Origin of the sequence: Paraclostridium dentum, from assembly GCF_012922555.1 — a bacterium.
Taxonomy (GTDB): Bacteria; Bacillota; Clostridia; order Peptostreptococcales; family Peptostreptococcaceae; genus Paraclostridium; species Paraclostridium dentum.
The window spans coordinates 37,295-57,422 of the sequence record NZ_WIPK01000006.1 but is presented as its reverse complement, the minus strand read 5'-3'; the positions used below and the strand labels follow the sequence as shown (position 1 = coordinate 57,422).

At 26.9% G+C, this 20,128-nt stretch carries 23 protein-coding genes; 15 read left to right on the top strand and 8 right to left on the bottom strand.

Going from position 1 to position 20,128, the window contains the following annotated elements; all coding sequences use genetic code 11:
• Positions 1-138: 138 nt before the first annotated feature.
• Complete coding sequence (locus GFJ41_RS10970) at positions 139-825, top strand: hypothetical protein (protein ID WP_170075319.1); 687 nt, start codon at positions 139-141, stop codon at positions 823-825.
• 9 nt (positions 826-834) lie between these two features.
• Here the strand turns inward: GFJ41_RS10970 and GFJ41_RS10965 are convergent, their stop codons facing one another.
• The gene (locus GFJ41_RS10965; protein WP_029878033.1) at positions 835-1,953 is read right to left on the bottom strand and encodes an MGDG synthase family glycosyltransferase; all 1,119 of its coding nucleotides are present in this window, start codon (positions 1,951-1,953) and stop codon (positions 835-837) included.
• A gap of 94 nt (positions 1,954-2,047) precedes the next feature.
• Between GFJ41_RS10965 and GFJ41_RS10960 the strand changes: the two genes are divergently transcribed.
• From GFJ41_RS10960 to GFJ41_RS10940, 5 genes are all read left to right on the top strand, one after another.
• The gene (locus GFJ41_RS10960) at positions 2,048-3,382 is read left to right on the top strand and encodes a YjiH family protein (protein ID WP_170075318.1); all 1,335 of its coding nucleotides are present in this window, start codon (positions 2,048-2,050) and stop codon (positions 3,380-3,382) included.
• 19 nt (positions 3,383-3,401) lie between these two features.
• On the top strand, positions 3,402-4,433 hold the full coding sequence (locus GFJ41_RS10955) for a M42 family metallopeptidase (RefSeq protein WP_025161600.1): 1,032 nt from the start codon (positions 3,402-3,404) through the stop codon (positions 4,431-4,433).
• A 292-nt stretch (positions 4,434-4,725) separates the two neighbouring features.
• Positions 4,726-5,037: a PadR family transcriptional regulator gene (locus GFJ41_RS10950; RefSeq protein WP_021429543.1), complete on the top strand. Its 312-nt coding sequence runs from the start codon at positions 4,726-4,728 to the stop codon at positions 5,035-5,037.
• Between the two features lie 13 nt (positions 5,038-5,050).
• Entirely contained in the window at positions 5,051-5,767 is a 717-nt protein-coding gene (locus GFJ41_RS10945; protein ID WP_035115029.1) for a DUF1700 domain-containing protein, read from the top strand.
• Positions 5,760-6,758 (top strand): DUF4097 family beta strand repeat-containing protein, encoded by a 999-nt coding sequence (locus tag GFJ41_RS10940; RefSeq protein WP_170075317.1) that lies wholly within the window; start codon positions 5,760-5,762, stop codon positions 6,756-6,758. The genes GFJ41_RS10945 and GFJ41_RS10940 overlap by 8 nt, the downstream gene beginning before the upstream one ends.
• A gap of 28 nt (positions 6,759-6,786) precedes the next feature.
• On the opposite strand, the gene GFJ41_RS10935 is transcribed toward GFJ41_RS10940, so the two are convergent.
• Positions 6,787-6,975, bottom strand: a complete 189-nt coding sequence (locus GFJ41_RS10935; protein WP_035115025.1) for a hypothetical protein — start codon at positions 6,973-6,975, stop codon at positions 6,787-6,789.
• A 104-nt stretch (positions 6,976-7,079) separates the two neighbouring features.
• A complete protein-coding gene (locus GFJ41_RS10930; protein WP_170075316.1) occupies positions 7,080-7,295 on the bottom strand; it encodes a hypothetical protein in 216 nt (71 codons plus the stop codon).
• 231 nt (positions 7,296-7,526) lie between these two features.
• On the opposite strand from GFJ41_RS10930, the gene GFJ41_RS10925 reads away from it, so the two are divergent.
• Together GFJ41_RS10925 and GFJ41_RS10920 are read left to right on the top strand one after the other, a co-directional pair.
• Positions 7,527-8,744: a hypothetical protein gene (locus GFJ41_RS10925; RefSeq protein ID WP_035115021.1), complete on the top strand. Its 1,218-nt coding sequence runs from the start codon at positions 7,527-7,529 to the stop codon at positions 8,742-8,744.
• Between the two features lie 115 nt (positions 8,745-8,859).
• Entirely contained in the window at positions 8,860-9,558 is a 699-nt protein-coding gene (locus GFJ41_RS10920) for a M15 family metallopeptidase (protein ID WP_052169085.1), read from the top strand.
• A gap of 27 nt (positions 9,559-9,585) precedes the next feature.
• Here GFJ41_RS10920 and GFJ41_RS10915 read toward each other — a convergent pair whose 3' ends face one another.
• On the bottom strand, positions 9,586-9,906 hold the full coding sequence (locus GFJ41_RS10915; protein WP_021433607.1) for a YlbF/YmcA family competence regulator: 321 nt from the start codon (positions 9,904-9,906) through the stop codon (positions 9,586-9,588).
• Between the two features lie 187 nt (positions 9,907-10,093).
• The gene (locus GFJ41_RS10910) at positions 10,094-10,696 is read right to left on the bottom strand and encodes a GNAT family protein (RefSeq protein ID WP_206001548.1); all 603 of its coding nucleotides are present in this window, start codon (positions 10,694-10,696) and stop codon (positions 10,094-10,096) included.
• Positions 10,697-10,872: 176 nt separating this feature from the next.
• On the opposite strand from GFJ41_RS10910, the gene GFJ41_RS10905 reads away from it, so the two are divergent.
• Positions 10,873-12,018 carry an amidase domain-containing protein gene (locus tag GFJ41_RS10905; protein ID WP_035115622.1) on the top strand — a complete coding sequence of 382 codons (1,146 nt, stop codon included), beginning with the start codon at positions 10,873-10,875 and terminating at the stop codon, positions 12,016-12,018.
• 188 nt (positions 12,019-12,206) lie between these two features.
• Positions 12,207-12,611 (top strand): CBS domain-containing protein, encoded by a 405-nt coding sequence (locus GFJ41_RS10900; protein WP_021429554.1) that lies wholly within the window; start codon positions 12,207-12,209, stop codon positions 12,609-12,611.
• 40 nt (positions 12,612-12,651) lie between these two features.
• On the opposite strand, the gene GFJ41_RS10895 is transcribed toward GFJ41_RS10900, so the two are convergent.
• Both GFJ41_RS10895 and GFJ41_RS10890 read right to left on the bottom strand, forming a co-directional pair.
• The gene (locus GFJ41_RS10895) at positions 12,652-13,407 is read right to left on the bottom strand and encodes a peptidylprolyl isomerase (protein WP_021429681.1); all 756 of its coding nucleotides are present in this window, start codon (positions 13,405-13,407) and stop codon (positions 12,652-12,654) included.
• A 103-nt stretch (positions 13,408-13,510) separates the two neighbouring features.
• The gene (locus tag GFJ41_RS10890; protein WP_021429704.1) at positions 13,511-13,957 is read right to left on the bottom strand and encodes a hypothetical protein; all 447 of its coding nucleotides are present in this window, start codon (positions 13,955-13,957) and stop codon (positions 13,511-13,513) included.
• A gap of 201 nt (positions 13,958-14,158) precedes the next feature.
• On the opposite strand from GFJ41_RS10890, the gene GFJ41_RS10885 reads away from it, so the two are divergent.
• Complete coding sequence (locus tag GFJ41_RS10885; protein ID WP_021429622.1) at positions 14,159-14,416, top strand: TIGR03905 family TSCPD domain-containing protein; 258 nt, start codon at positions 14,159-14,161, stop codon at positions 14,414-14,416.
• A 49-nt stretch (positions 14,417-14,465) separates the two neighbouring features.
• On the opposite strand, the gene GFJ41_RS10880 is transcribed toward GFJ41_RS10885, so the two are convergent.
• Positions 14,466-14,918, bottom strand: coding sequence for a hypothetical protein (locus GFJ41_RS10880; RefSeq protein WP_021429741.1), 453 nt, complete (start codon positions 14,916-14,918; stop codon positions 14,466-14,468).
• Positions 14,919-15,260: 342 nt separating this feature from the next.
• On the opposite strand from GFJ41_RS10880, the gene GFJ41_RS10875 reads away from it, so the two are divergent.
• The 4 genes from GFJ41_RS10875 to pflB all read left to right on the top strand — a co-directional run bounded on the left by GFJ41_RS10875 (position 15,261) and on the right by pflB (position 19,893).
• On the top strand, positions 15,261-15,449 hold the full coding sequence (locus tag GFJ41_RS10875) for a DUF1858 domain-containing protein (RefSeq protein ID WP_035115013.1): 189 nt from the start codon (positions 15,261-15,263) through the stop codon (positions 15,447-15,449).
• A gap of 160 nt (positions 15,450-15,609) precedes the next feature.
• Positions 15,610-16,860 (top strand): SulP family inorganic anion transporter, encoded by a 1,251-nt coding sequence (locus GFJ41_RS10870; protein ID WP_052169122.1) that lies wholly within the window; start codon positions 15,610-15,612, stop codon positions 16,858-16,860.
• A gap of 185 nt (positions 16,861-17,045) precedes the next feature.
• Positions 17,046-17,498: a hypothetical protein gene (locus GFJ41_RS10865; protein WP_170075315.1), complete on the top strand. Its 453-nt coding sequence runs from the start codon at positions 17,046-17,048 to the stop codon at positions 17,496-17,498.
• 160 nt (positions 17,499-17,658) lie between these two features.
• Entirely contained in the window at positions 17,659-19,893 is a 2,235-nt protein-coding gene (gene pflB, locus GFJ41_RS10860; protein WP_150843142.1) for a formate C-acetyltransferase, read from the top strand.
• Positions 19,894-20,128 lie beyond the last annotated feature (235 nt).

Below are 20,128 nucleotides of genomic sequence, written 5' to 3'. Positions count from 1 at the left end.
AACTTTCGTTAGATAGTCTTTATTTTTGTGAATAAAAACTATGGAAAAGGAGGAAAAAAAGTAGTTTAATAGAATTTATTTTATATAGAGAAAAATTATAGGAAGATTTGAAATATTCAATAAAATGGAGGTGGATTTATGAAAAAAAGGCTTATAGGAGATGCCTTGGTATATTTTATTGCTCCGATTGTTCTCTTTTCTATATTTAAAGGAGAATCTAAAATATATTCTCTTATGACGACTACTATGATTTTAATTGCATACTCTATGATCATTAAATATAATCAGTTTAGGTTTAATTTTTCAGGTTTGTTTTTTTCAATTGGATACACCTTTATGCAATCTTTAAAGATAGGATTAAATGAGCCTTATCATATATATATATATAATATATATTGTTTAATAATTGCTTCTATAGTTATAGTGATATTAAACTTAGTAGATAGGAACATATTTAAACAGATATACATAGATATATTGAAAATCCTTAATTTCAGCCAAATTCAAGTCATTAACTCAATCAAAAAAAATAACTTATATAAAGAATTTTATAAGCTTACATCAATTGTAATTATCCATATATTAATATTAATTTTAGTAAAATCTCATTCAGTATTTAGCTTAGGAAAAACAGGATATTTGAATAATTTAAACATTGAAGCTTCAATATGTATTATATTTTTTATTGGAGAAGCTGTGCTAATTTCTAAATTTATAAAGAACACAAAATATATATTAACTAAAAGTAATATAAAAAATATTAAATTTGTTACAAATGAATCAAAGATAATAAATATTAATAAATATAAAAATATTAATAAATAAGGGACTATTTTATAAAGTCCCTATTAATTGTGTAACAAAAGATGCAATTTTATTATAATCTATAGAATTTTTAAAATTAATTATATTGTCTACCATGAAGTTTATTCGATCATTTAATCTTTTATCAACTAAAGCATCTAATAAGTTTTTTAAGTCATCTTCATCGTTATATACAATGCCGATACCTTTATCTATTATAAATCGGGCATTTTCTATCTCTTGTCCAACTTTAGGAAGCATGACAACTACTGGAATTTCACTTTTTATAGCTTCAAATAAAGTTGCACCACCAGGTTTTGTTATCAATAATGTATGTTCTTTCAATAGACATGGCATATTTGTTACGAATCCTAAAACATTAATGTTTTTAAGAGGTTTTTTTTCTGTTAATTTATCATAAAGTTTTTGATTTTTACCACACACTATAGTGACTTCTAATGCATCTCCATTTAAGTCTAATAAATCATCTATGTAGTAAAAAAAATCATCTTCCATATCAAATAAACCTCTACCACCACCAACTATAAGTAGCTTATGTTTTTGAGATGAATTTTGTTCTGAGTTATGCTCAAATTCTTTTTTTACAGGAACCCCAGTTACTTTAACTATATTAGGATTTATGCCTTTTTGAACGTATCTATTTTTTATCTCATGAGAAGCTACAAAATACATATTAGTAGTTGGATAAATCCATTCAAGACTATCGACAACGTCAGTAACTACTGTAATAGTTGGAACCTTGAACTCAGGATTTTTAGTTTTAAAATAATCAACACAAGTGCAAGCCATAGGAAACGTTGAAATTATAAGATCTGGATTAGTTTCCATTATATACTGGGATAATTTTGGAGTATACATTTTATAAGCTATATCATGTCTAGAGTCAAATGATTTTTTTAAATAGTAATAATAATTGTATAGTCCAGGAGTATATTTTGTATTAGCTTCATAAAGCTTAACAAGTGGCTTATTCATTTTTGGAACACTTGCACTTATAAAGTTTTGTATAACAACTTTATATGAAGGCTGTTCTTCAAGTATATATTCTTTAATAGCATTAGCTGCACTTATATGTCCGGCTCCAAATTGAGCGGTAAGAATCAATATTGTTTTTTTGGTGTTATTCAATATATCACCTCTTTTTTAAAATTTAATTAATGATAGTATTATACATTTATATAAATATTAAATCAATTATATATTATATGTATGGAGGTAATGGATGGAAGGAATTGATACAAAAGAAAAAAGCAATGAATATAAAAATTTTGAATTAATGGATTCATTTAGAATAGTAATATATTCAATTTGTGGTATTTTTATATTTTTTTTGCCGATAAATTTAAAAGGTTCTACAAATACAATTATATATCATTTATACTTTTTTATTCAATCTAGGTATATAGAATTAATTAAGTTGTATTTATTTATAATGGTATCTATAGGATCTGTATTACCTATAATTAAACACAAAGAAAAGGAATATGATGCACTTAGTAATATAATAAAGTGCATAAAACCTATAAGTATATTATTCATACTTATAATTTTTTCTAAAATTGAATTTAGGGCATATAATAATAGCAGTTTACTATTTATGAGAGATTTTTTGTTTAAATCAGTGATTATTCTATCAATAAGTTCTTTCTTTTTACCTCTTATAACAGAGTATGGTCTAGTAGAAATTTTTGAAGCATATTTTCAAAAATACACTAAAAAAGCTTTTAAACTAAGTGGAAAATGTGTATTAAATATATTAGTGTATTTATTTGTAGATATATTTAGTGGGATGTTTATGACTAGCCATTTATATAAAAAAGGAAAACTTAGACAAAGTGAAGCGTGCATAATGATTTCTTGTTTTTCTTTTACTAGTATTTTAAATTGTTACTATTTAGCAGATGAATTAAGCTTAAAGTCTGTAGCATTTACTATTTTTATGGTTATAAATTTATCCTTAGTTGTTAACTTTTTAATGTGTAGGATATGGCCTTTAAAAGTTAAGAAAAAATCGTACTTATACAAAAGCTGTTACAAAGAATGTAGTTTTAAAAAGGATAAGTTTAAAAATGCGATAAGGAGACATGTATCTACTAAAAAAAATAATAAGTTAATATTTTACATGTTTGAAAATTTTAAAGAATCATTTAATATAATTATGACAATATTACCCAATTTAGTTATAATTATATTTGTAGGAGAGTTTTTAATAAATAATACAGGATTGATTGACACTATAGGTGAAATTACTTACCCAATTATAGAAATGTTTAATTTGCCATCAAAAGTTCAAATAAACGAAGCTTTATGTTTAGGCATGTTTAATGGAGGAAGGTATATAGAACTTATAAATAATGATATAAAAGATATATCTGGTCTTATAATATTTATAATATCTATAGTGCAAACGATATCAATTAATACTAATATGGTATATGTAGATAGTACTGATATTCCGATTAAAAAAATGGAACTTTTAGTGATTGGAATAGAAAAAATATTAATATCTCTGACAATAATTTATTTATTTTACTATTTAATTATAGGAAACTTATAAAAATAGGGAGGTTTAGGTTATGGAATATAAATCTGAGTTAGTAAAAAAATATTTAACGGAAGTGTTAAATATACCAAGTCCATCTGGTTATACTCAAAATATAATGGAGTATATAACAGGAGTTTTAAAAACTTTAAATGTTGATTATAAAGTAACAAATAAGGGTGCTGTAGTTGCTACAATAAAAGGTGATGATGATGAATATCAAAAGACTTTATCTTGCCATGTAGATACATTAGGGGCAATGGTAAAAGAAGTTAAAGCAAATGGAAGATTGGCATTAACTCAAGTTGGTGGATATATGATGACTTCAGTTGAGGGTGAATGTTGTAAAATACATACAAGAGGTGGAAAGGTTTATGAAGGTACTATTCAAACTATAAAACCATCTGTGCATATACACTCTGACTGTAGAGAACTTCCAAGAGTTCCTGCTAACTATGAAGTTGTTATAGATGAGCAAGTTTGTTCTAAAGAAGATACTAAAGAATTAGGAATAGAAGTAGGAGACTTTATATCTTTTGACCCTAGAGTTAAAATAACTGATTCTGGATTTGTAAAATCTAGACATTTAGACGATAAAGCTTCAGTTGCAGCAGCTTTATATGTTATAGAGTATCTAAAGCTTGTTGGAATAAAACCAAAACATACTGTAAACTTTTTCTTCAGTAATTATGAAGAGGTTGGTCATGGATCATCAGCAGCTGTACCAGAAAAAACTAAAGAGTTTATAGCTATTGATATGGGGTGCCCAGGAGATGGTCAAAACTCAACTGAATACGATGTATGTATATGTGCAAAAGATTCAGGAGGACCATATGATTATGAATTAACAAACAGACTTATCCAAATTGCTAAGGATAATAATATAGGATATAAAGTTGATACTTATCCTAATTACGGATCAGATGCAGGAGCTATGTTAAAAGCTGGATATGATGTTAAAACAGCTTTAATAGGTGCTGGAATATTTGCATCTCATGGATATGAAAGAACGAATTTAGAGTCTATTATAGAAACTATAAAATTAGTAACAGAATACGTTAAATAATAAAAGTTAAAAAGTCGTACTTTTCGTAAGTTTTAATTAGTGCTACTATCTAAATTTCCTCCATACAGGCTTAAAAGCATGCCTGTAAATGTCGGTTAAATTTAGATAGTGGCACTTAAACTTTGTGATAAAGTACGACTTTTTTTAGTGAGAGGGAGTAAGGGTAGTGGAATAAAAAATTTAACAAGGTATTGTGTAGCGCACAGTAGTGTGCTATCATATGATTATGACGATGATTAAACAAGGTACTATATAAAGCATAGTAGTTATTTTTATAGAAAGGATGGAGTAAATGAATACACAATTCAAAAAAGGTGTTTTAGAGATATGTGTTCTAGCTCTTATATCTAAAAAAGATATGTATGGATATGAAATAGTTCAAAACATTTCTAAGGTTATAGAAGTGAATGAAGGAACTATATATCCTTTACTTAGACGTTTGACTAAAGAAGGGTATTTTGAGACATATATATTAGAATCAAATGAAGGGCCAGCTAGAAAGTATTACAAGATAACGGGGTTAGGTAAAGAAAATTTAATAAGTCTTATAAAAGAATGGAAAAACTTTACCAACGCAGTAGATTATCTTATTAATTTAGATTAAGGAGGTATTAAGGTTGAATAAAAGAGAATTTTTAGAAATATTAAAAGACTATTTATCTAATCACTTTTCTGATGATGAGGTCAATGATATATTAAGAGATTATGAAGAATACTTTATAGATGGAGAAATAGAAGGAAAAAGTGACTTACAAATTATAGAATCATTAGGATCACCTAAATCTATAGTTAGAGATTTAGTAGGAGAGATGAAAGAAAGCAAAATTAATAATAGCAACAAAAAATTTGATAAATTTCATGACGGTGTAAACCAAGTCAAAATAAGATTAAAAGACAGTTACTATAAAACTAAAGATGTTATAAATAATAAGTTAACTCCAAATTTAAAAAATGATGATGAGGGATTATCAACTAAACTTATAAAAGTACTACTAGCTTGTTTGAGTTTTGGATTAATGTGTATTTGGGTTTTATTTATATTAATGATGGCAAGTGCAGGATTAACTATTGGGGCATTAAACATAGCATTTATCGCGTTATTAGGAACTTCAGGACCATTATTAGGATTAGACAGCTCTATAGCTGCACTTATAGTATTTTCTAGTATAGGAATTATAGGATTTGATATATTAGTAGTACAGGTTTATTTATATATTATGAAGCTAGGAAAAAAAATATATAAGCAATATATAAATTGGTTAAGAAATAAGAAAAAATATATCCATGCAAAAGAAAACAAAATAAATTATAAAGGAGATGATATAGATGAATAAAAAAATAACTATATTTGCAGTTATATTGATTGCTATAGGAATTATAGGGACTATATCATCATCGATAGCTGCAGTACCATTTGCAACTAACTATATAAATGAATGTGCAAAAAAAGCAAGTGAAAAAGTTACAATATATGAAAAGCAGGTTGATGTAAAACAATTAGACATAGACACTAAAAATATAAACGTAGAAATTAAAAAAATCAACTCTGACAAACTTAAAATTGTTCAAGTAGGTACTTTAAATAATAATACACTGACTATAGATAACAAAGAAAACACATTTGATATAAAACAGAATGAAGAAAATAGACATATAGATATGGAAATTCAGGGATTTGGGGATGCTGTAATAAACATGCTAAACTTAGCTTCAAATAAAATAATTGTGTATGTTCCAAATAATGTAGATATACAAGCTAAAACTAGATATGGAGATCTAATTATAGCGGATAAGGATGTATTAAATGAAAGAGTAACTTTTTCAACTGAATACAGTCAAATAACATTACCAAAAGAAGTTAAAAGTTTAGAGAACTTAACTATAAGTTCAAATGGAGATATAAATCTAAAAGCTAGTGAAATATTAGGAATAAAGAATATAAATATAAGTACTACTGCAGGAGTATATTTACAATCTATGCCTGATGATGTATTTATTGAAAATATAGAAAACTTTATACCAGAAACATTTAATATAATAGCAACAAAATATTCACCTAGTATAAACATAGAATCTACAGTTCCTATTGCAAAAAAATTAAATATAGACAATAAAAATGGAATGACGTATTTAGATTTACCTACGGATAAATATAATATAGAATTTAATTTAGATGCATCTGAGAATATATACTTTGAAGATGAACAAGATAATAATCAGGAACCTATGAAAAAATTTAATGGAACTATAAAACAAAATGAAGAAAATCAAAATAAATATAATGTAGATATAAAATCACAAATAATAAATATTAGAAATATTTAAAAAGGAGCTTTAAAAGCTCCTTTTTTTATTAATTATAAGAGTTAAAGTCAGATTTATTTGACAAATAAGTAGCCATAGCTAACATTCCAACTCCTAAAGTGAATTTTGCTTGTTGCTTAACTGCATATTTAGCAACAGGTACAGTTACTTTTCTTGTTTTTGGACTAACTAAGCTAAGACCTGTTAAGACTGTAGCAGAAACTGCTGTAGCTGTCATTACAGGATGTTCTTTAGCATAATCCTTTATATAGTCAACTGTAGTTTTTGGCTCATCAAAACACTCAAAACTTGTACCACAGCAACATTCATCATAAGGATAGTCTACTTTAGACTCATAGTTGTCTTTTTTTTTACTGCATTTTCCACATCTTCAGCCATGTCGTTTGTTTTATCAACCACATCATGCGCAACACCATTAGCTTTTGATAAAAGGTCACTAGCTTTTTGTTCAGCTTTTTCTATATACTCTTGTCCTTTTTTAGTATAATCATCAATTTGATTATTAATGTTTTCATTATTTATTTTGTTATTATTCAAATTAATCACTCCAATCAACTATAATTTAGTGTTTTGATATAAATTTTAATTCATATATATCTTATGTAATAAAAGAAAATTTATAGTAAGAAAAAAATAAATTTAAAGGTAATTTTTGTATATATTTTAGATATTATTAGTAACCACACAAAGATACTTTCATATAATTAGTATTAAGCATATTAATTTGCTTAGTTAAAATAAAATACAACAAAGGGGTTTTGACTAGCTATGAGTACAATGAGAAAAAAGAAAAAATGTTATAATAGCTGTTCTGTAAATATAGGTTGCAATCCAAAAAAAGAAAAAGAAAGCTACTGTGAACCATGCAAAAAACCAGTTTATAAAAAATGTGAACCGGTAAAAAAATTAGAACCAACTTGCTGTCCTCCAGGGCCATGTGATGATTGTGAAATAAAATTTGATGATACATGTGTTAAGTTAGCACAAGAAGCTGAGAGATTATTTAAAAAAGCTTTAGATTGTGAATGCTTGGCTGTAGAGTCATATGAAGAAGCTAAAGAATTTGATAAAAAAGCTAAAGCGTTAGAAGCTAAAGCTAAAAAATTAGCTAAAGAGTCTATGGATAATGAAACAGAAGCTGAAAAACTTAGAAAACAAGCGAATCAACTTTTATGTAAATCGGAAGATCTTTGTGCAAGAGCGAAATGTTTATACAAAGAAGCGGAGCAAGCAGGAGATGAAGCAGAACAATACTGTGAAAAAGCTAAATGCTTATATGAAAAATCTCAAAATGTAAATGAACAAGCAAAATGTCTATATTCTCAAGCTATGAAGTGTGATGAAAAGGCTATGAAGTGCTACAAAGTTGCTGGAGAAAAGATAAAAGAATACGAAGGTAAATCTAAAAAATGTGAAGATATGATGAAAAAATGCCAAGAAAAAATTGCAGGATGTTATGAAATGGAAGACTGTAAGCCGAAAAAATCTTGCTACGTGGATTTAGGAATAGAAGAACCATGTAAAGAAAAGAAATCATGTAAGCCATGCAAACCAATTCATACATGTAAAGAAGAAAAATCATGTAAACCAATTAACACATGTAAAGAAGAAAAACCAAGTTGTACATGCGAACCTAAATATGTAAGTCCAACTTATTGTAAACCTAAAAAAGAAGTGAAACAATCATGTGGATGTGAATTTAATTTCTGCAATGGACACAACAATAATCAAAATGATGATGAATATTGTAATTTAGACGATATAATGTTAATCAAAGAAGAGGAAACTGGATTATATATAAATCCTATATATAATATGGAACCAATGCAATATATGGGTGAGTTTGCAAATAAATATCCATCAATGGATGAGCCATATATGTATATGGAAAATATGGGAATGGAAGAAATGCAAGATATGTGGATGAACTATTATATGTATATGCAAAATATGATGAACAATATGATGTATAATTTAGAGGATTAATTAAATAAAAAAATCAAAGCTCATAGTTATTAGCTATGAGCTTTGATTTTTTTGGCGTAAAATAATAATATAATATATGTATAGTTAATTTTAATTAGAGAAAGGAAAAGCTATAATGTCTTTAAAAAAAATTTTATACGTAGCTATAATTAGTTGCGTGATTTTAGTATGTATTGGGTGTAATACATTTAATGAAAAGAAAGAATCTAATGAGGAAAAAGTAACTAAAAAAATAGAGAAAGAAGAATTTAAACCTTTATTTGAAGTTCGAAATATTCCAGATAATATATATGAAAAGATGATTGGGAACTCTATTCCTGATAAAGATTCTGTTGATAAAGATTCTTTGGATTATTTAAAAATAACATACTATGGATTTGATAATAAGCCACACATAGGAGATATGGTAGTTAGTAAAAAGGTATCGAAAGAAGTTATAGATATATTTAAAGAACTTTATGAAAATAAGTATCCTATAGAAAAAGTAAGTATAATTGATAATTATGGTGCAGACGATGAATTATCTATGTCCGATAATAATACATCTTCGTTTTGTTATAGGGTTGTAGACGGATCAAAAGTATTATCAAACCATTCAAAAGGATTAGCTATAGATATAAATCCTCTTATTAATCCTATGGTCAAAAATGGAGTTGTAAGCCCTAAGAAAGGTCAAGATTACATAGAAAGAAATGAAAATATTAAGGGGATGATAAAAAAGGGTGATGCATGCTATAATGCCTTTACTAAAAGAGGGTGGACATGGGGTGGAGAATGGTCTAATTTAAAAGACTATCAACACTTTGAAAAATAAAAGAGACGTAATCGTCTCTTTTATTTTTTATTTAGTTAATTCAGATTCTATTTGTTTATATAAGTTTTCCATCATCGTATTAAAATTCCTATTTGCATTCATATAATTAGAAACTAGAGGATGATTAAAAAATTTATCATAGTCTCTATTTAATTGACTTATTTTTTTTGATGCATCCTCTATCTTATATCTAGAATATATAAGGTTTTTCTTTTTTACATATTCATCAAATTGTTTTCTTAAAGTTGAATTTCTATCAAGATCTTTCTTTGCTTTATTCATAGTTTTAAACTCGCTAGTATTTCTTATGCACAATGCTAAATCTTTTGCCTTATCATTAATATTCATAAAATACCCCCTTGAAAAGTATAAACTAACTTAATAATATATTATAAAAATAAATAATAAGTGTTACTTATCTTTCAAATTAAAGTGTAGCAAAATTAACAATTATGAATAATATATACTATGAAGTACAAAGACATATAAGAACCTTACAACGTGGAAAAAGAGACCTTTATTTCAAAGGTCTCTTTTATATTACATCAGTCATAATGTTGTTATCTATGAAATTTTCATTTTCATCACAAGGGAATAAATCTTTTAAGAATATATTTCTTAAAATTCCATATTCATTTTCTTGTTGAGTTTTAAATTCAAACCCTTTATTTAAAATATTGTTTATGCTGTGAATATTATCTACAGCAGCTACTGTTAATATATATTTTTTACGTTGAGATTTAGCTATATCTATTCTTAAATCAAGTAATTTACTTTGAAGCGAATTTCCTCTGTACATAGGATGAACCATAACAAAACCTGATATATAAGTGCTTTTAAAGTCTTCAACAGAAACTCCTAAAGAAGATAAAAGTTCTAAATCCTTTACGCTAGGGACATCACAAAGAGCACAAGCAATAAGATCTAAACCTACATAACAACCAATTATAAAACCACCGTTATCGACGGTTTTTTTTAATCCGGCATGATCTCTACTTTTTAACCAATTTTTATTATCCATAGAATTACTCACTTCTTCGTAGAGTTTTGAGACATCACCAAAATTTTCCTCACTTAAAAAACGAAAATTTGCATATATATTATTAGTAAGAACATTATTTACTTTAGACAGTTTCATTTTTGTTAGCAACTGAGCACCTCTTTCCTTTAATTTAATGTTAGACAATTATACCATAAATTTAATTATATTTGGCTAAAAAAATGTGAAAACTATATAAAATATTATATTAGCTTTGAAATACTCTATATTCTTAAGATAAAGTCTATTATTTGATAGGAGGAACAAACTTGAACATAAAAAATACAAAAGGCAAAAAACTAAGGAGAATATTAGTATTAGCAGGAATTTGTATTATTACTACAATTATTTTAAACAATAAAAATGAGCTAAAGTTGAATGCATTTATAAGAGGAAATGAAATTGTAAAAGCTAATAAAGATCCAGAAAAAGAACAATTTCAACTTTTACTTGAAAATTTGTTTGATCATAGAAATGAGGCTATATTGACTAAAAATGATGATGTTTTGAAAAAATTATATGATGTAAATCATAAATTTGGATTATGGGCATATGAACAAGAAGTGACTAAAATGAAATATTTAGAAAACTGGTCATATAAGCAAGGTGTTAAATTTAATGATATAAAAACTAGAGTTAAAATTAGTAAAGTAAAAGAAAAAGAAGAGAATTTATATGGAATTATATGTTCTGTATCTACTGAATACAATTATTCTTATGAGAATCAGCCAGATATGAAAAATATGTTTAGGATAGGAACATATCATTATCTTAATATGAGAATTGTAGATAATGAATATATAATTACAAAAGAATGGTATACTGACCCATTTGCAGATTCTCTTCATCTGGATAACATAAAATCAGATGATATTAGAAATTATATATTGGCTCAAGAAAAGAAGGATGCAAACTTAACTACTGAACAGATTAAAGCAATTGACTATGCACATAAATATTGTGGAGCTGCAGCAGATGAAGAGCATGGAATGAAATTTAACTCAAAATATAAAGATTTCAATCCCGATGGAGGAGATTGTGCAAACTATGCATCTCAAATTATGTTTGAAAGTGGAAGATTCAAGAAAAATGGAACATGGAATTACGAAGGAACAGAAGGAACTAAAGCTTGGGTAAATGCCCAAGGATTTAAAAATTATTTGGTATATAGTGGAAGAGGATCATTAATAGGAAAAGGTTCGTACGAAGAAGTGTACAAGCTAGCATATAGCATGACTCCTGGAGATATAGTTGCTTATGAGAAAAATGGTAGAATAACTCATGTATCTACAGTCACGGGAGTAGATTCTAAAGGATATCCACTTGTAACGTGTCACAATACTGATAGGTTATTAGTTCCTTGGGATTTAGGTTGGAGTGATAAATCTATAAAGTTTCATTTAATAAAAGTTAATTATTAATAATAAAAAAGCTATTTTTATTAAAATAAAAATAGCTTTTTTATTTTAAGATATTAAAAAGTCGCTTAAGCAAAATGAATTTTTTTAATTAGAAATAAAATCTAATTTATTCAAATCTTATTAAATATATGATAAAATATGGATAGATGTATTTTTAAGTTTATACTACTTAATAGGAGGTGTAGTATTTGAATATACTATTTTTTATAACACCCAAAAGTGAAGTAGCATATATATATGATGACTATACAATGAGACAGGCATTAGAGAAGATGGAGTATCATAGATATTCTGCTATACCTATTATAAATCGTGAAGGCGCGTATGTAGGGACTATTACAGAGGGGGACTTACTATGGTATCTAAAGAATGATTTGAATTTAGAATTAAAAGCCATAGAAGATGTATATGTATGTGATGTGAAAAGAAGAATGGACAATAAACCTGTATCTATAAATGCAAATATAGAAGATTTGATATCTAAATCTATGAACCAAAACTTTGTGCCAGTTATAGATGACCAAAATATTTTTATTGGGATAATTAAAAGAAGAGATATAATTGAATATTGCTATAAAAAGATAAAATCATAAAAAAGATAACTAATGTTTAGCCATTAGTTATCTTTTTTTATTAGTCGTTTAATTTTACTAAATTATTATACTTAGCTTTTAAGTCATTTATTTTTGAAGAGTAAACTTCATTTTGTTTTTGGTACATTAAGCTTTTAGCTATTTCTTCCTTAACTTCATCAAGTTCAGATTGACCACCTTCGTGTCTATCCTCTACTTTTATTAAGTGATATCCGAATTGAGTTTTAACTGGACCTTGTACGTCGCCTCTATTCATATTAAATACAGCTTCTTCGAACTCAGGAACCATTTGTCCTCTAGGGAAAGTACCTAAATCTCCATCAGCATCTTTAGATGGGCAAGAAGAATGCTCTCTAGCTGCTTCTTCGAATGATATTTCATTACTATTTATTTTGTTTAATAAGTCATTAGCTAATTCTTCAGTATCAACTAATATGTGTTTAGCAGATGCTGTTTCAGGTTTAACAAATTTAGTTTTGTTAGCTTCATAGAAGTTAGCTATTTCTTCATCAGTTAATTTAACAGATGCTAAAACTTTATTTATAGAATATTGTTTTAACATATTTTCTTCTATTCTTTTCATTTCAGCTTTGAAGTTTTCGTCATTATGTAAATTTTCGTCTTTAGCTTCAAGGTAGAATAACTCTTGATTTACTAAATCTTCTAGTAATCTTTTTTTACCTTCTTCTGTATTAAATTGCATAGCTTGGTATGGGTCTAAGCTTTTTAAAGCATTCTCGATATCAATATTAGTTATTTCTTTTTCACCGATAGTGGCTAAAACTGTTCTTTCCATTATAATAACTCCTTTTTATTTGATTATTAATAGTATTTTACTACTAAGATAAATAATATCAAAAAATACTAAATATGTCTAATATTTCAAAAAACTAATAATTTTAGTATCTAAGAAACATAAATAGCATTAAAGCAGATGCTAGTATACCAACAACGCCTTCTTCAAGTTTGTATTTATAAACTTTTAATATAGAAATATACATATATGTAAATAATAATGATAGCTTAATTAAAAACCACATAATACTAATAGGGAATATATAGTAACTTAATGTGGAGAAAATAAATGATAAAAGCGTTGAAATTTTATAAAAAACTTCTATCTTTTTTTCGAAATTATTTGAAGTTTTCATATAAATTACATAACTAATAATATATATTATACAAACTGAACTATATGCAATAAAAAAGTATATTGCTATTTTATTAAATTTATAATCTGTAAGGATTATTCCTATAAACCAAAACATAACCCAAAACATAAGAAATAAAAATTTAAATAAATTATTAAATAAGTTTAGTTTGTTTTCTTTTAATACATCACTCATAAGTATCACATCCTAAAAGGTAATCTAATAGATTATATACACAATCTATCTAATATATTCAGAGCAAATATAGCTATTATTATAATTATAACTACTAATTGATATATATAAAATATAAATTATAAAAAAATATTTAAAATCCTCATAAATTATACTGTTTATAAATAAATATGTATAAAATATTAAAATAAGGTGATGTGTATGTATAGATATTATACTAGTGGTGTTTGTTCAAAATCAATTTTATTAGACATAGAAGGAGATATGTTAAAAGATGTAATATTTGAAGGGGGTTGTGCAGGGAATTTAATAGGAATTAAAAATTTGATTGAAGGAAAGAATATTGATGAAATTATAGAAGCATTTGAAAAAATTCCATGTAAAAATAGAGAATCATCTTGCCCAGATCAGCTTGCGAATGCGCTTAAAATATATAAAAAGTATGTATTAAAAGAGTAATATAAAAAAGCTTCTACATTAATTTAGTAGAAGCTTTTCCTTTGAAAAATTATTTAGTTACAACTATTGCAATTTTTTCATCTTTATTATAACTTATTTGAACTAATTGGTTCTTTTTAACTTTCTCTAACTCTTCGCCACCATATTTTATTTGTAACTTATCAACTCTTTTACCTTGTTTTATTATAGCTACATATTCTTTTTTACCCTTTTTCTCAAGGCTTATTAAATTTCCAACAAAAGGTTTGAAGTTTTGATATTTGTCGCCTTGTTTTTTGATGTAAAAATAAGTACCAACAGCGATAACAAGTACGATTCCGAATAATACCCAACCATTAACTTTAAAGTATATACCTGTCATCCAAACAACTAACATTATGATCATAGGAATAATACTCTTTTTAAGTAATAATTTCCCCATTATTTCATTAGCTTTTTTTTCAGGGCCAGACATTGTTTTAGATCTAGCGTATGATGCTGCGAATTTGTCTTTTAAGCTCATATTAATCCTCCTAGATTATTTCAAATTTAAATTATGATAACAAGTTATGCTTGAAATTTAAAATATATTTATAGTATGTACAAGTTTCACAATTAAATTTATATTCAAGCAAGCATAAATATATAACATATTTTATCATAAAAACATTAAAAAGAAAATAAATGGGAATGTAAAATTTTAATGTAAAATAAAATTTTACCATAATAAAGATTTTCATGCTTTTAATTATTAACAAAAAATTAAAAATGTAACGTATGTTACGGAAAAAAGTTTAAAAATATTATAATATTAAGATATAATAAAATTAGAAAAATACGAACTATTATTAAAGGAGAATTTAAAATGAAAATAGATAAAAATACCTTAATAGGCGATTTAATTAATAAAAAACCAAACTCAGTAAATGTTTTAATGTCTTACGAAATGGGATGTTTAGGTTGTCCTTCAGCACAAATGGAAACTTTAGAACAAGCTGCATATATACATGGGATAGATTTAGAAGAATTACTTCAAAAACTGAATGAAATTTAAAAAATACGAAAGATACTTCGATTGCGGAGTATCTTTTTTGTTTTTAACACAAATTTTAAAAATTATGTATGGACTTTATCAAAAAATAGGATTAATATATTAAATGTTGCAATATTTAGTTTTGGAAGGAAGTGTTTTCGTGTCACCAAAGTTATTTAAAATGATTAAAGATAATGAGCTTACTAAAGATCAAGTTGGAAAAGATATAATAGCAGGTATAATAGTTGCTATAATAGCTTTACCGCTTTCGATAGCATTAGCTATATCTTCAGGCGTATCACCAGAGAAAGGTCTTATAACTGCTATATTTGCAGGGTTTGTAATTTCTCTTCTAGGTGGTAGTAAGGTTCAAATAGGAGGACCTACAGGAGCATTTGTTGTAATTGTTTATGGAGTAGTTAAAACTTATGGAATAACTGGACTTATAACATCTACAATGATGGCAGGAATTATATTAGTAGTTATGGGACTACTTAGATTTGGATCTTTAATAAAATATGTACCACAAACAATTACAGTAGGATTTACAAGCGGAATAGCAGTAACATTACTTACAACTCAATTAAAAGATTTTTTTGGATTTAAAATAGCGGATGTGCCAGCAGAGTTTATAGGCAAAGTTGAAAGCTATATACAAAACATATCTACTTTTGATATAGCATCATTTCTAATAGGTCTATCTTGTATTTTAATTTTAGTTTACTGGCCTAAGGTAAATAAAAAGATTCCAGCTTCAATAATAGCGCTAATAGTTTCTACATTAGCTGTAAATTTATTGAACTTACCAACAGACACAATAGGTACTAGATTTAGTGAGATATCATCTTCAATACCTAAGCCACAAATACCACATATGGATGTAAAAACAATTATAAACTTAATAAATCCAGCACTTACAATTGCACTATTAGGAGCTATAGAATCACTACTTTCTTGTGTAGTTTCAGATAATATGATAGATGATAAACATGATTCAAATATGGAACTTGTAGCACAGGGATTAGGAAATATAGCATCTTCTTTATTTGGAGGAATTCCTGCAACTGGAGCTATAGCAAGAACTGCTGCAAACGTAAAAAATGGGGGGAGAAGTCCTATATCAGGAATGGTACATGCTATAACATTATTACTTATAATGGTTATTCTTATGCCTTTTGCAAAGCTAATACCAATGACGACTTTAGCAGCTATACTTATTATTGTTTCATATAATATGGGAGAATGGTCTCATTTTAAGGAACTATTATCTTCAAGTAAATCAGATGTTTTAGTACTGCTTATAACTTTTACATTTACAGTAGTATTTGACTTAGTATTTGCTATTGGAGTAGGTATGGCAGTTCATTATGTATTTAAATTTATAAAATCTAGACAAGAAAAAGACGAAGAAGAAGAATTAGAAGCTGCATAATAAAACTTTAGTAAATAGTTATTTTCTTTGCATAATTGTCAAAAAAGGCAATATAAAATGCTACGTTAATAATTATTTATTAAAATAATTCTTTTAAAAGCATGAATTAATATATTAATTCATGCTTTTTTTGTATAAAATTGGGAACACTAAAGAGTAATAATATTGAGATTTTGGAGGATGTAATGAAAAAATTATTATTTTTATTGTGTTTAATGATGGTATTTACTGTTGGATGTTCTAAGGAAGTTGTTGAAAATAGAGTTGAAGTTGAAAAAACAATCCCATCTGGAGTGGAAGGGGATATAGGTAAGGGTAGTATAATAGTTACTACTAATGTTTCAAATTCAGAAGATGGCTCTATTCCTACTGTATATAGAGATGAAAAAAAAGGTTTGGGACAAGTTGGACTTAGCTCAAAAGACTTTGATGATTCTAGAGTAAGTTATATATATATAGATGGAAAGTTAAATACAGTTGAAAAGCTAGGGAAAGAAAGTTCTGTTACGTTAACTATATGTGATAATGATTTAAAAGAGGGTAAACACAAAATTGAAGTTGTTCAATTTGATAATGATAAAACAAATGGAACTCCTATAACTTACAAAAAATGTGAATATGAAATATATATCAGATAAGTTGTTTAAAAACATATATGAATTTAAATTTATAAATTAGAATAGATTTATAAAATTATTACCAAATAAAGATGAAGTGTATAAATTTTATTATAAAGGTAAGTAATAAAGTAAATAAATTTATAAGATATATTTAAAGAAATATGTAGGAGGCAACTAAATGTATAATACAGCTTGGAAAAATTTTAAAGATGGAAAGTGGAGTAAGGAGATTGATGTTAGAGATTTTATACAATTAAATTATACTCCATATGAAGGAGATGGGTCTTTTTTAGTTGAGGCAACAGAAAACACAAACGCATTAATGGATGATATGATGATATTATTTAAGAAAGAGAGAGATAACGGAGGAACTTTGGATGTAGATACTAAGACAGTATCAGCGATAGATGCTTATAAACCAGGTTATATAGATAAAGAAAAAGAGGTTGTTGTAGGATTACAAACAGATGAACCTTTAAAGAGAGGTATAATGCCTTATGGTGGGATAAGAATGGTAGAAACATCTTGTAAGGCTTATGGATTTGAACTAGATAAAAAAGTAAAAGAAATTTTCACTAAATATAGAAAAACTCATAATCAAGGTGTATTCGATGCATATACAGAGGAAATGAGATTAGCAAGAAAATCAGGAATAATAACTGGATTACCTGATGCATATGGAAGAGGGAGGATTATAGGAGACTACAGACGTGTTGCATTATATGGAGTTGATAGATTAATTGAAGATAAAATTAGCCAGAAGAATAGTTTAGATGTAAGTGTAATAGATGAAGATATTATAAGATTAAGAGAAGAAATATCAGATCAAATAAAAGCGTTAGAATCACTAAAAAAAATGGCTGAAAGTTACGGGTTTGATATATCAAGACCAGCTGAAAACTCTAGAGAAGCAGTTCAATGGTTATACTTTGGGTACTTAGGAGCTATAAAAGATCAAAATGGAGCGGCAATGTCATTAGGGAGAACTAGTACTTTCCTAGATATATATTTTGAGAGAGATTTAAAAAATGGAGAAATCACAGAGGAAAAAATTCAAGAGTTAATGGATCATTTTGTAATGAAGTTAAGAATGGTTAAGTTTCTTAGAACTCCAGAATACAATGATTTATTTTCAGGGGATCCAACTTGGGTAACGGAATCAATAGGAGGTATGGGTATAGATGGAAGAACATTAGTTACAAAAAATTCTTTTAGAATTTTACATACATTGTATACGCTAGGTCCATCGCCAGAGCCAAATCTAACTGTTTTATGGTCAAATTCTCTACCAAAAGGATTCAAGGATTTCTGTTCTAAAGTTTCAATAGATACAAGTTCTATACAGTATGAAAATGATGACCTTATGAGACCTTATTGGGGAGATGATTATGGAATTGCATGTTGTGTTTCTGCTATGAGAATAGGTAAACAAATGCAATTCTTTGGAGCTAGAGTTAACTTAGCAAAAACACTTCTTTATTCGATAAATGGTGGAATTGATGAAAAACTAGGAATTCAAGTTGGCCCTAAATTTGAGGTTATAAGATCTGAGTATTTAAATTATGAAGAGGTGATAGAAAAGTTTGATTTATTTACAGATTGGTTAGCGAATTTATATATAAATACTCTTAACGTAATACATTATATGCACGATAAATATTCCTATGAAGCTTTAGAGATGGCGTTACATGATAGAGATGTATTTAGAACTATGGCTTGTGGAATAGCTGGATTATCAGTATGTGTGGACTCTCTATCAGCTATTAAATATGCAAAAGTTAAGCCAATAAGAAATGAAGCTGGTATAGCTATAGATTTTGAAGTAGAGGGAGAATACCCTAAATATGGTAACAATGATGATAGAGTAGACAATATAGCTATAGATTTAGTAAAAAGTTTTATGAATAAACTAAGAAAGAATAAAACTTATAGGAATTCATATCATACCCAATCAATACTAACTATTACTTCTAATGTGGTTTATGGAAAGAAAACAGGAAATACTCCTGATGGAAGAAAAGCAGGCGAGCCATTTGCACCAGGAGCCAATCCTATGCATGGAAGAGATGTTAGTGGAGCATTAGCTTCCTTATCATCGGTTGCTAAACTTCCTTATGAACATGCTCAAGATGGAATTTCTAATACATTTTCAATAATTCCAGGAGCTTTAGGTAAAGATATAGAAGAAAGAACTTCAAATCTAACTGCAATGTTGGATGGTTATTTTGGACAAGGTGCACATCACCTAAATGTAAATGTATTTGATAGAGAGATGCTTATAGATGCAATGGAAAGACCAGAAGAATACCCTAGATTAACAATAAGAGTTTCTGGGTATGCGGTACATTTTACAAAACTTACTAAAGAGCAACAATTAGATATTATAAATAGAACATTCCATATGGGTAAATAAATTTAAAATAGGTGTGATTATATTCACACCTATTTTAAATTATTTTTTGTATCATATGTATTTATAGATATAGTTAAATTGCATTATTTCTATAATAAAGCAAATTTAAGATTTAATATCTAAAATAATAAAATTTAAAAAAGGAATATTAAATTATTTTCAGTAATTATATTATATATATAGCAAATCTAATAATATGCAGATATAATTTTGAAATTCCTAGTTGAAAATGTTA

What these genes read in the sequence shown, in the direction of transcription:
- GFJ41_RS10870 (WP_052169122.1), top strand. Translation starts at nt 15,610, where the DNA reads ATGATTAAAGATAATGAGCTTACTAAAGATCAAGTTGGAAAAGATATA.
- GFJ41_RS10935 (WP_035115025.1), bottom strand. Translation starts at nt 6,975, where the DNA reads ATGACAGCTACAGCAGTTTCTGCTACAGTCTTAACAGGTCTTAGCTTA.
- GFJ41_RS10895 (WP_021429681.1), bottom strand. Translation starts at nt 13,407, where the DNA reads ATGGAAAGAACAGTTTTAGCCACTATCGGTGAAAAAGAAATAACTAAT.
- GFJ41_RS10890 (WP_021429704.1), bottom strand. Translation starts at nt 13,957, where the DNA reads ATGAGTGATGTATTAAAAGAAAACAAACTAAACTTATTTAATAATTTA.
- pflB (WP_150843142.1), top strand. Translation starts at nt 17,659, where the DNA reads ATGTATAATACAGCTTGGAAAAATTTTAAAGATGGAAAGTGGAGTAAG.
- GFJ41_RS10960 (WP_170075318.1), top strand. Translation starts at nt 2,048, where the DNA reads ATGGAAGGAATTGATACAAAAGAAAAAAGCAATGAATATAAAAATTTT.
- GFJ41_RS10955 (WP_025161600.1), top strand. Translation starts at nt 3,402, where the DNA reads ATGGAATATAAATCTGAGTTAGTAAAAAAATATTTAACGGAAGTGTTA.
- GFJ41_RS10865 (WP_170075315.1), top strand. Translation starts at nt 17,046, where the DNA reads ATGAAAAAATTATTATTTTTATTGTGTTTAATGATGGTATTTACTGTT.
- GFJ41_RS10940 (WP_170075317.1), top strand. Translation starts at nt 5,760, where the DNA reads ATGAATAAAAAAATAACTATATTTGCAGTTATATTGATTGCTATAGGA.
- GFJ41_RS10915 (WP_021433607.1), bottom strand. Translation starts at nt 9,906, where the DNA reads ATGAATATTAATGATAAGGCAAAAGATTTAGCATTGTGCATAAGAAAT.
- GFJ41_RS10920 (WP_052169085.1), top strand. Translation starts at nt 8,860, where the DNA reads ATGTCTTTAAAAAAAATTTTATACGTAGCTATAATTAGTTGCGTGATT.
- GFJ41_RS10885 (WP_021429622.1), top strand. Translation starts at nt 14,159, where the DNA reads ATGTATAGATATTATACTAGTGGTGTTTGTTCAAAATCAATTTTATTA.
- GFJ41_RS10910 (WP_206001548.1), bottom strand. Translation starts at nt 10,696, where the DNA reads ATGAAACTGTCTAAAGTAAATAATGTTCTTACTAATAATATATATGCA.
- GFJ41_RS10880 (WP_021429741.1), bottom strand. Translation starts at nt 14,918, where the DNA reads ATGAGCTTAAAAGACAAATTCGCAGCATCATACGCTAGATCTAAAACA.
- GFJ41_RS10950 (WP_021429543.1), top strand. Translation starts at nt 4,726, where the DNA reads ATGAATACACAATTCAAAAAAGGTGTTTTAGAGATATGTGTTCTAGCT.
- GFJ41_RS10925 (WP_035115021.1), top strand. Translation starts at nt 7,527, where the DNA reads ATGAGTACAATGAGAAAAAAGAAAAAATGTTATAATAGCTGTTCTGTA.
- GFJ41_RS10970 (WP_170075319.1), top strand. Translation starts at nt 139, where the DNA reads ATGAAAAAAAGGCTTATAGGAGATGCCTTGGTATATTTTATTGCTCCG.
- GFJ41_RS10875 (WP_035115013.1), top strand. Translation starts at nt 15,261, where the DNA reads ATGAAAATAGATAAAAATACCTTAATAGGCGATTTAATTAATAAAAAA.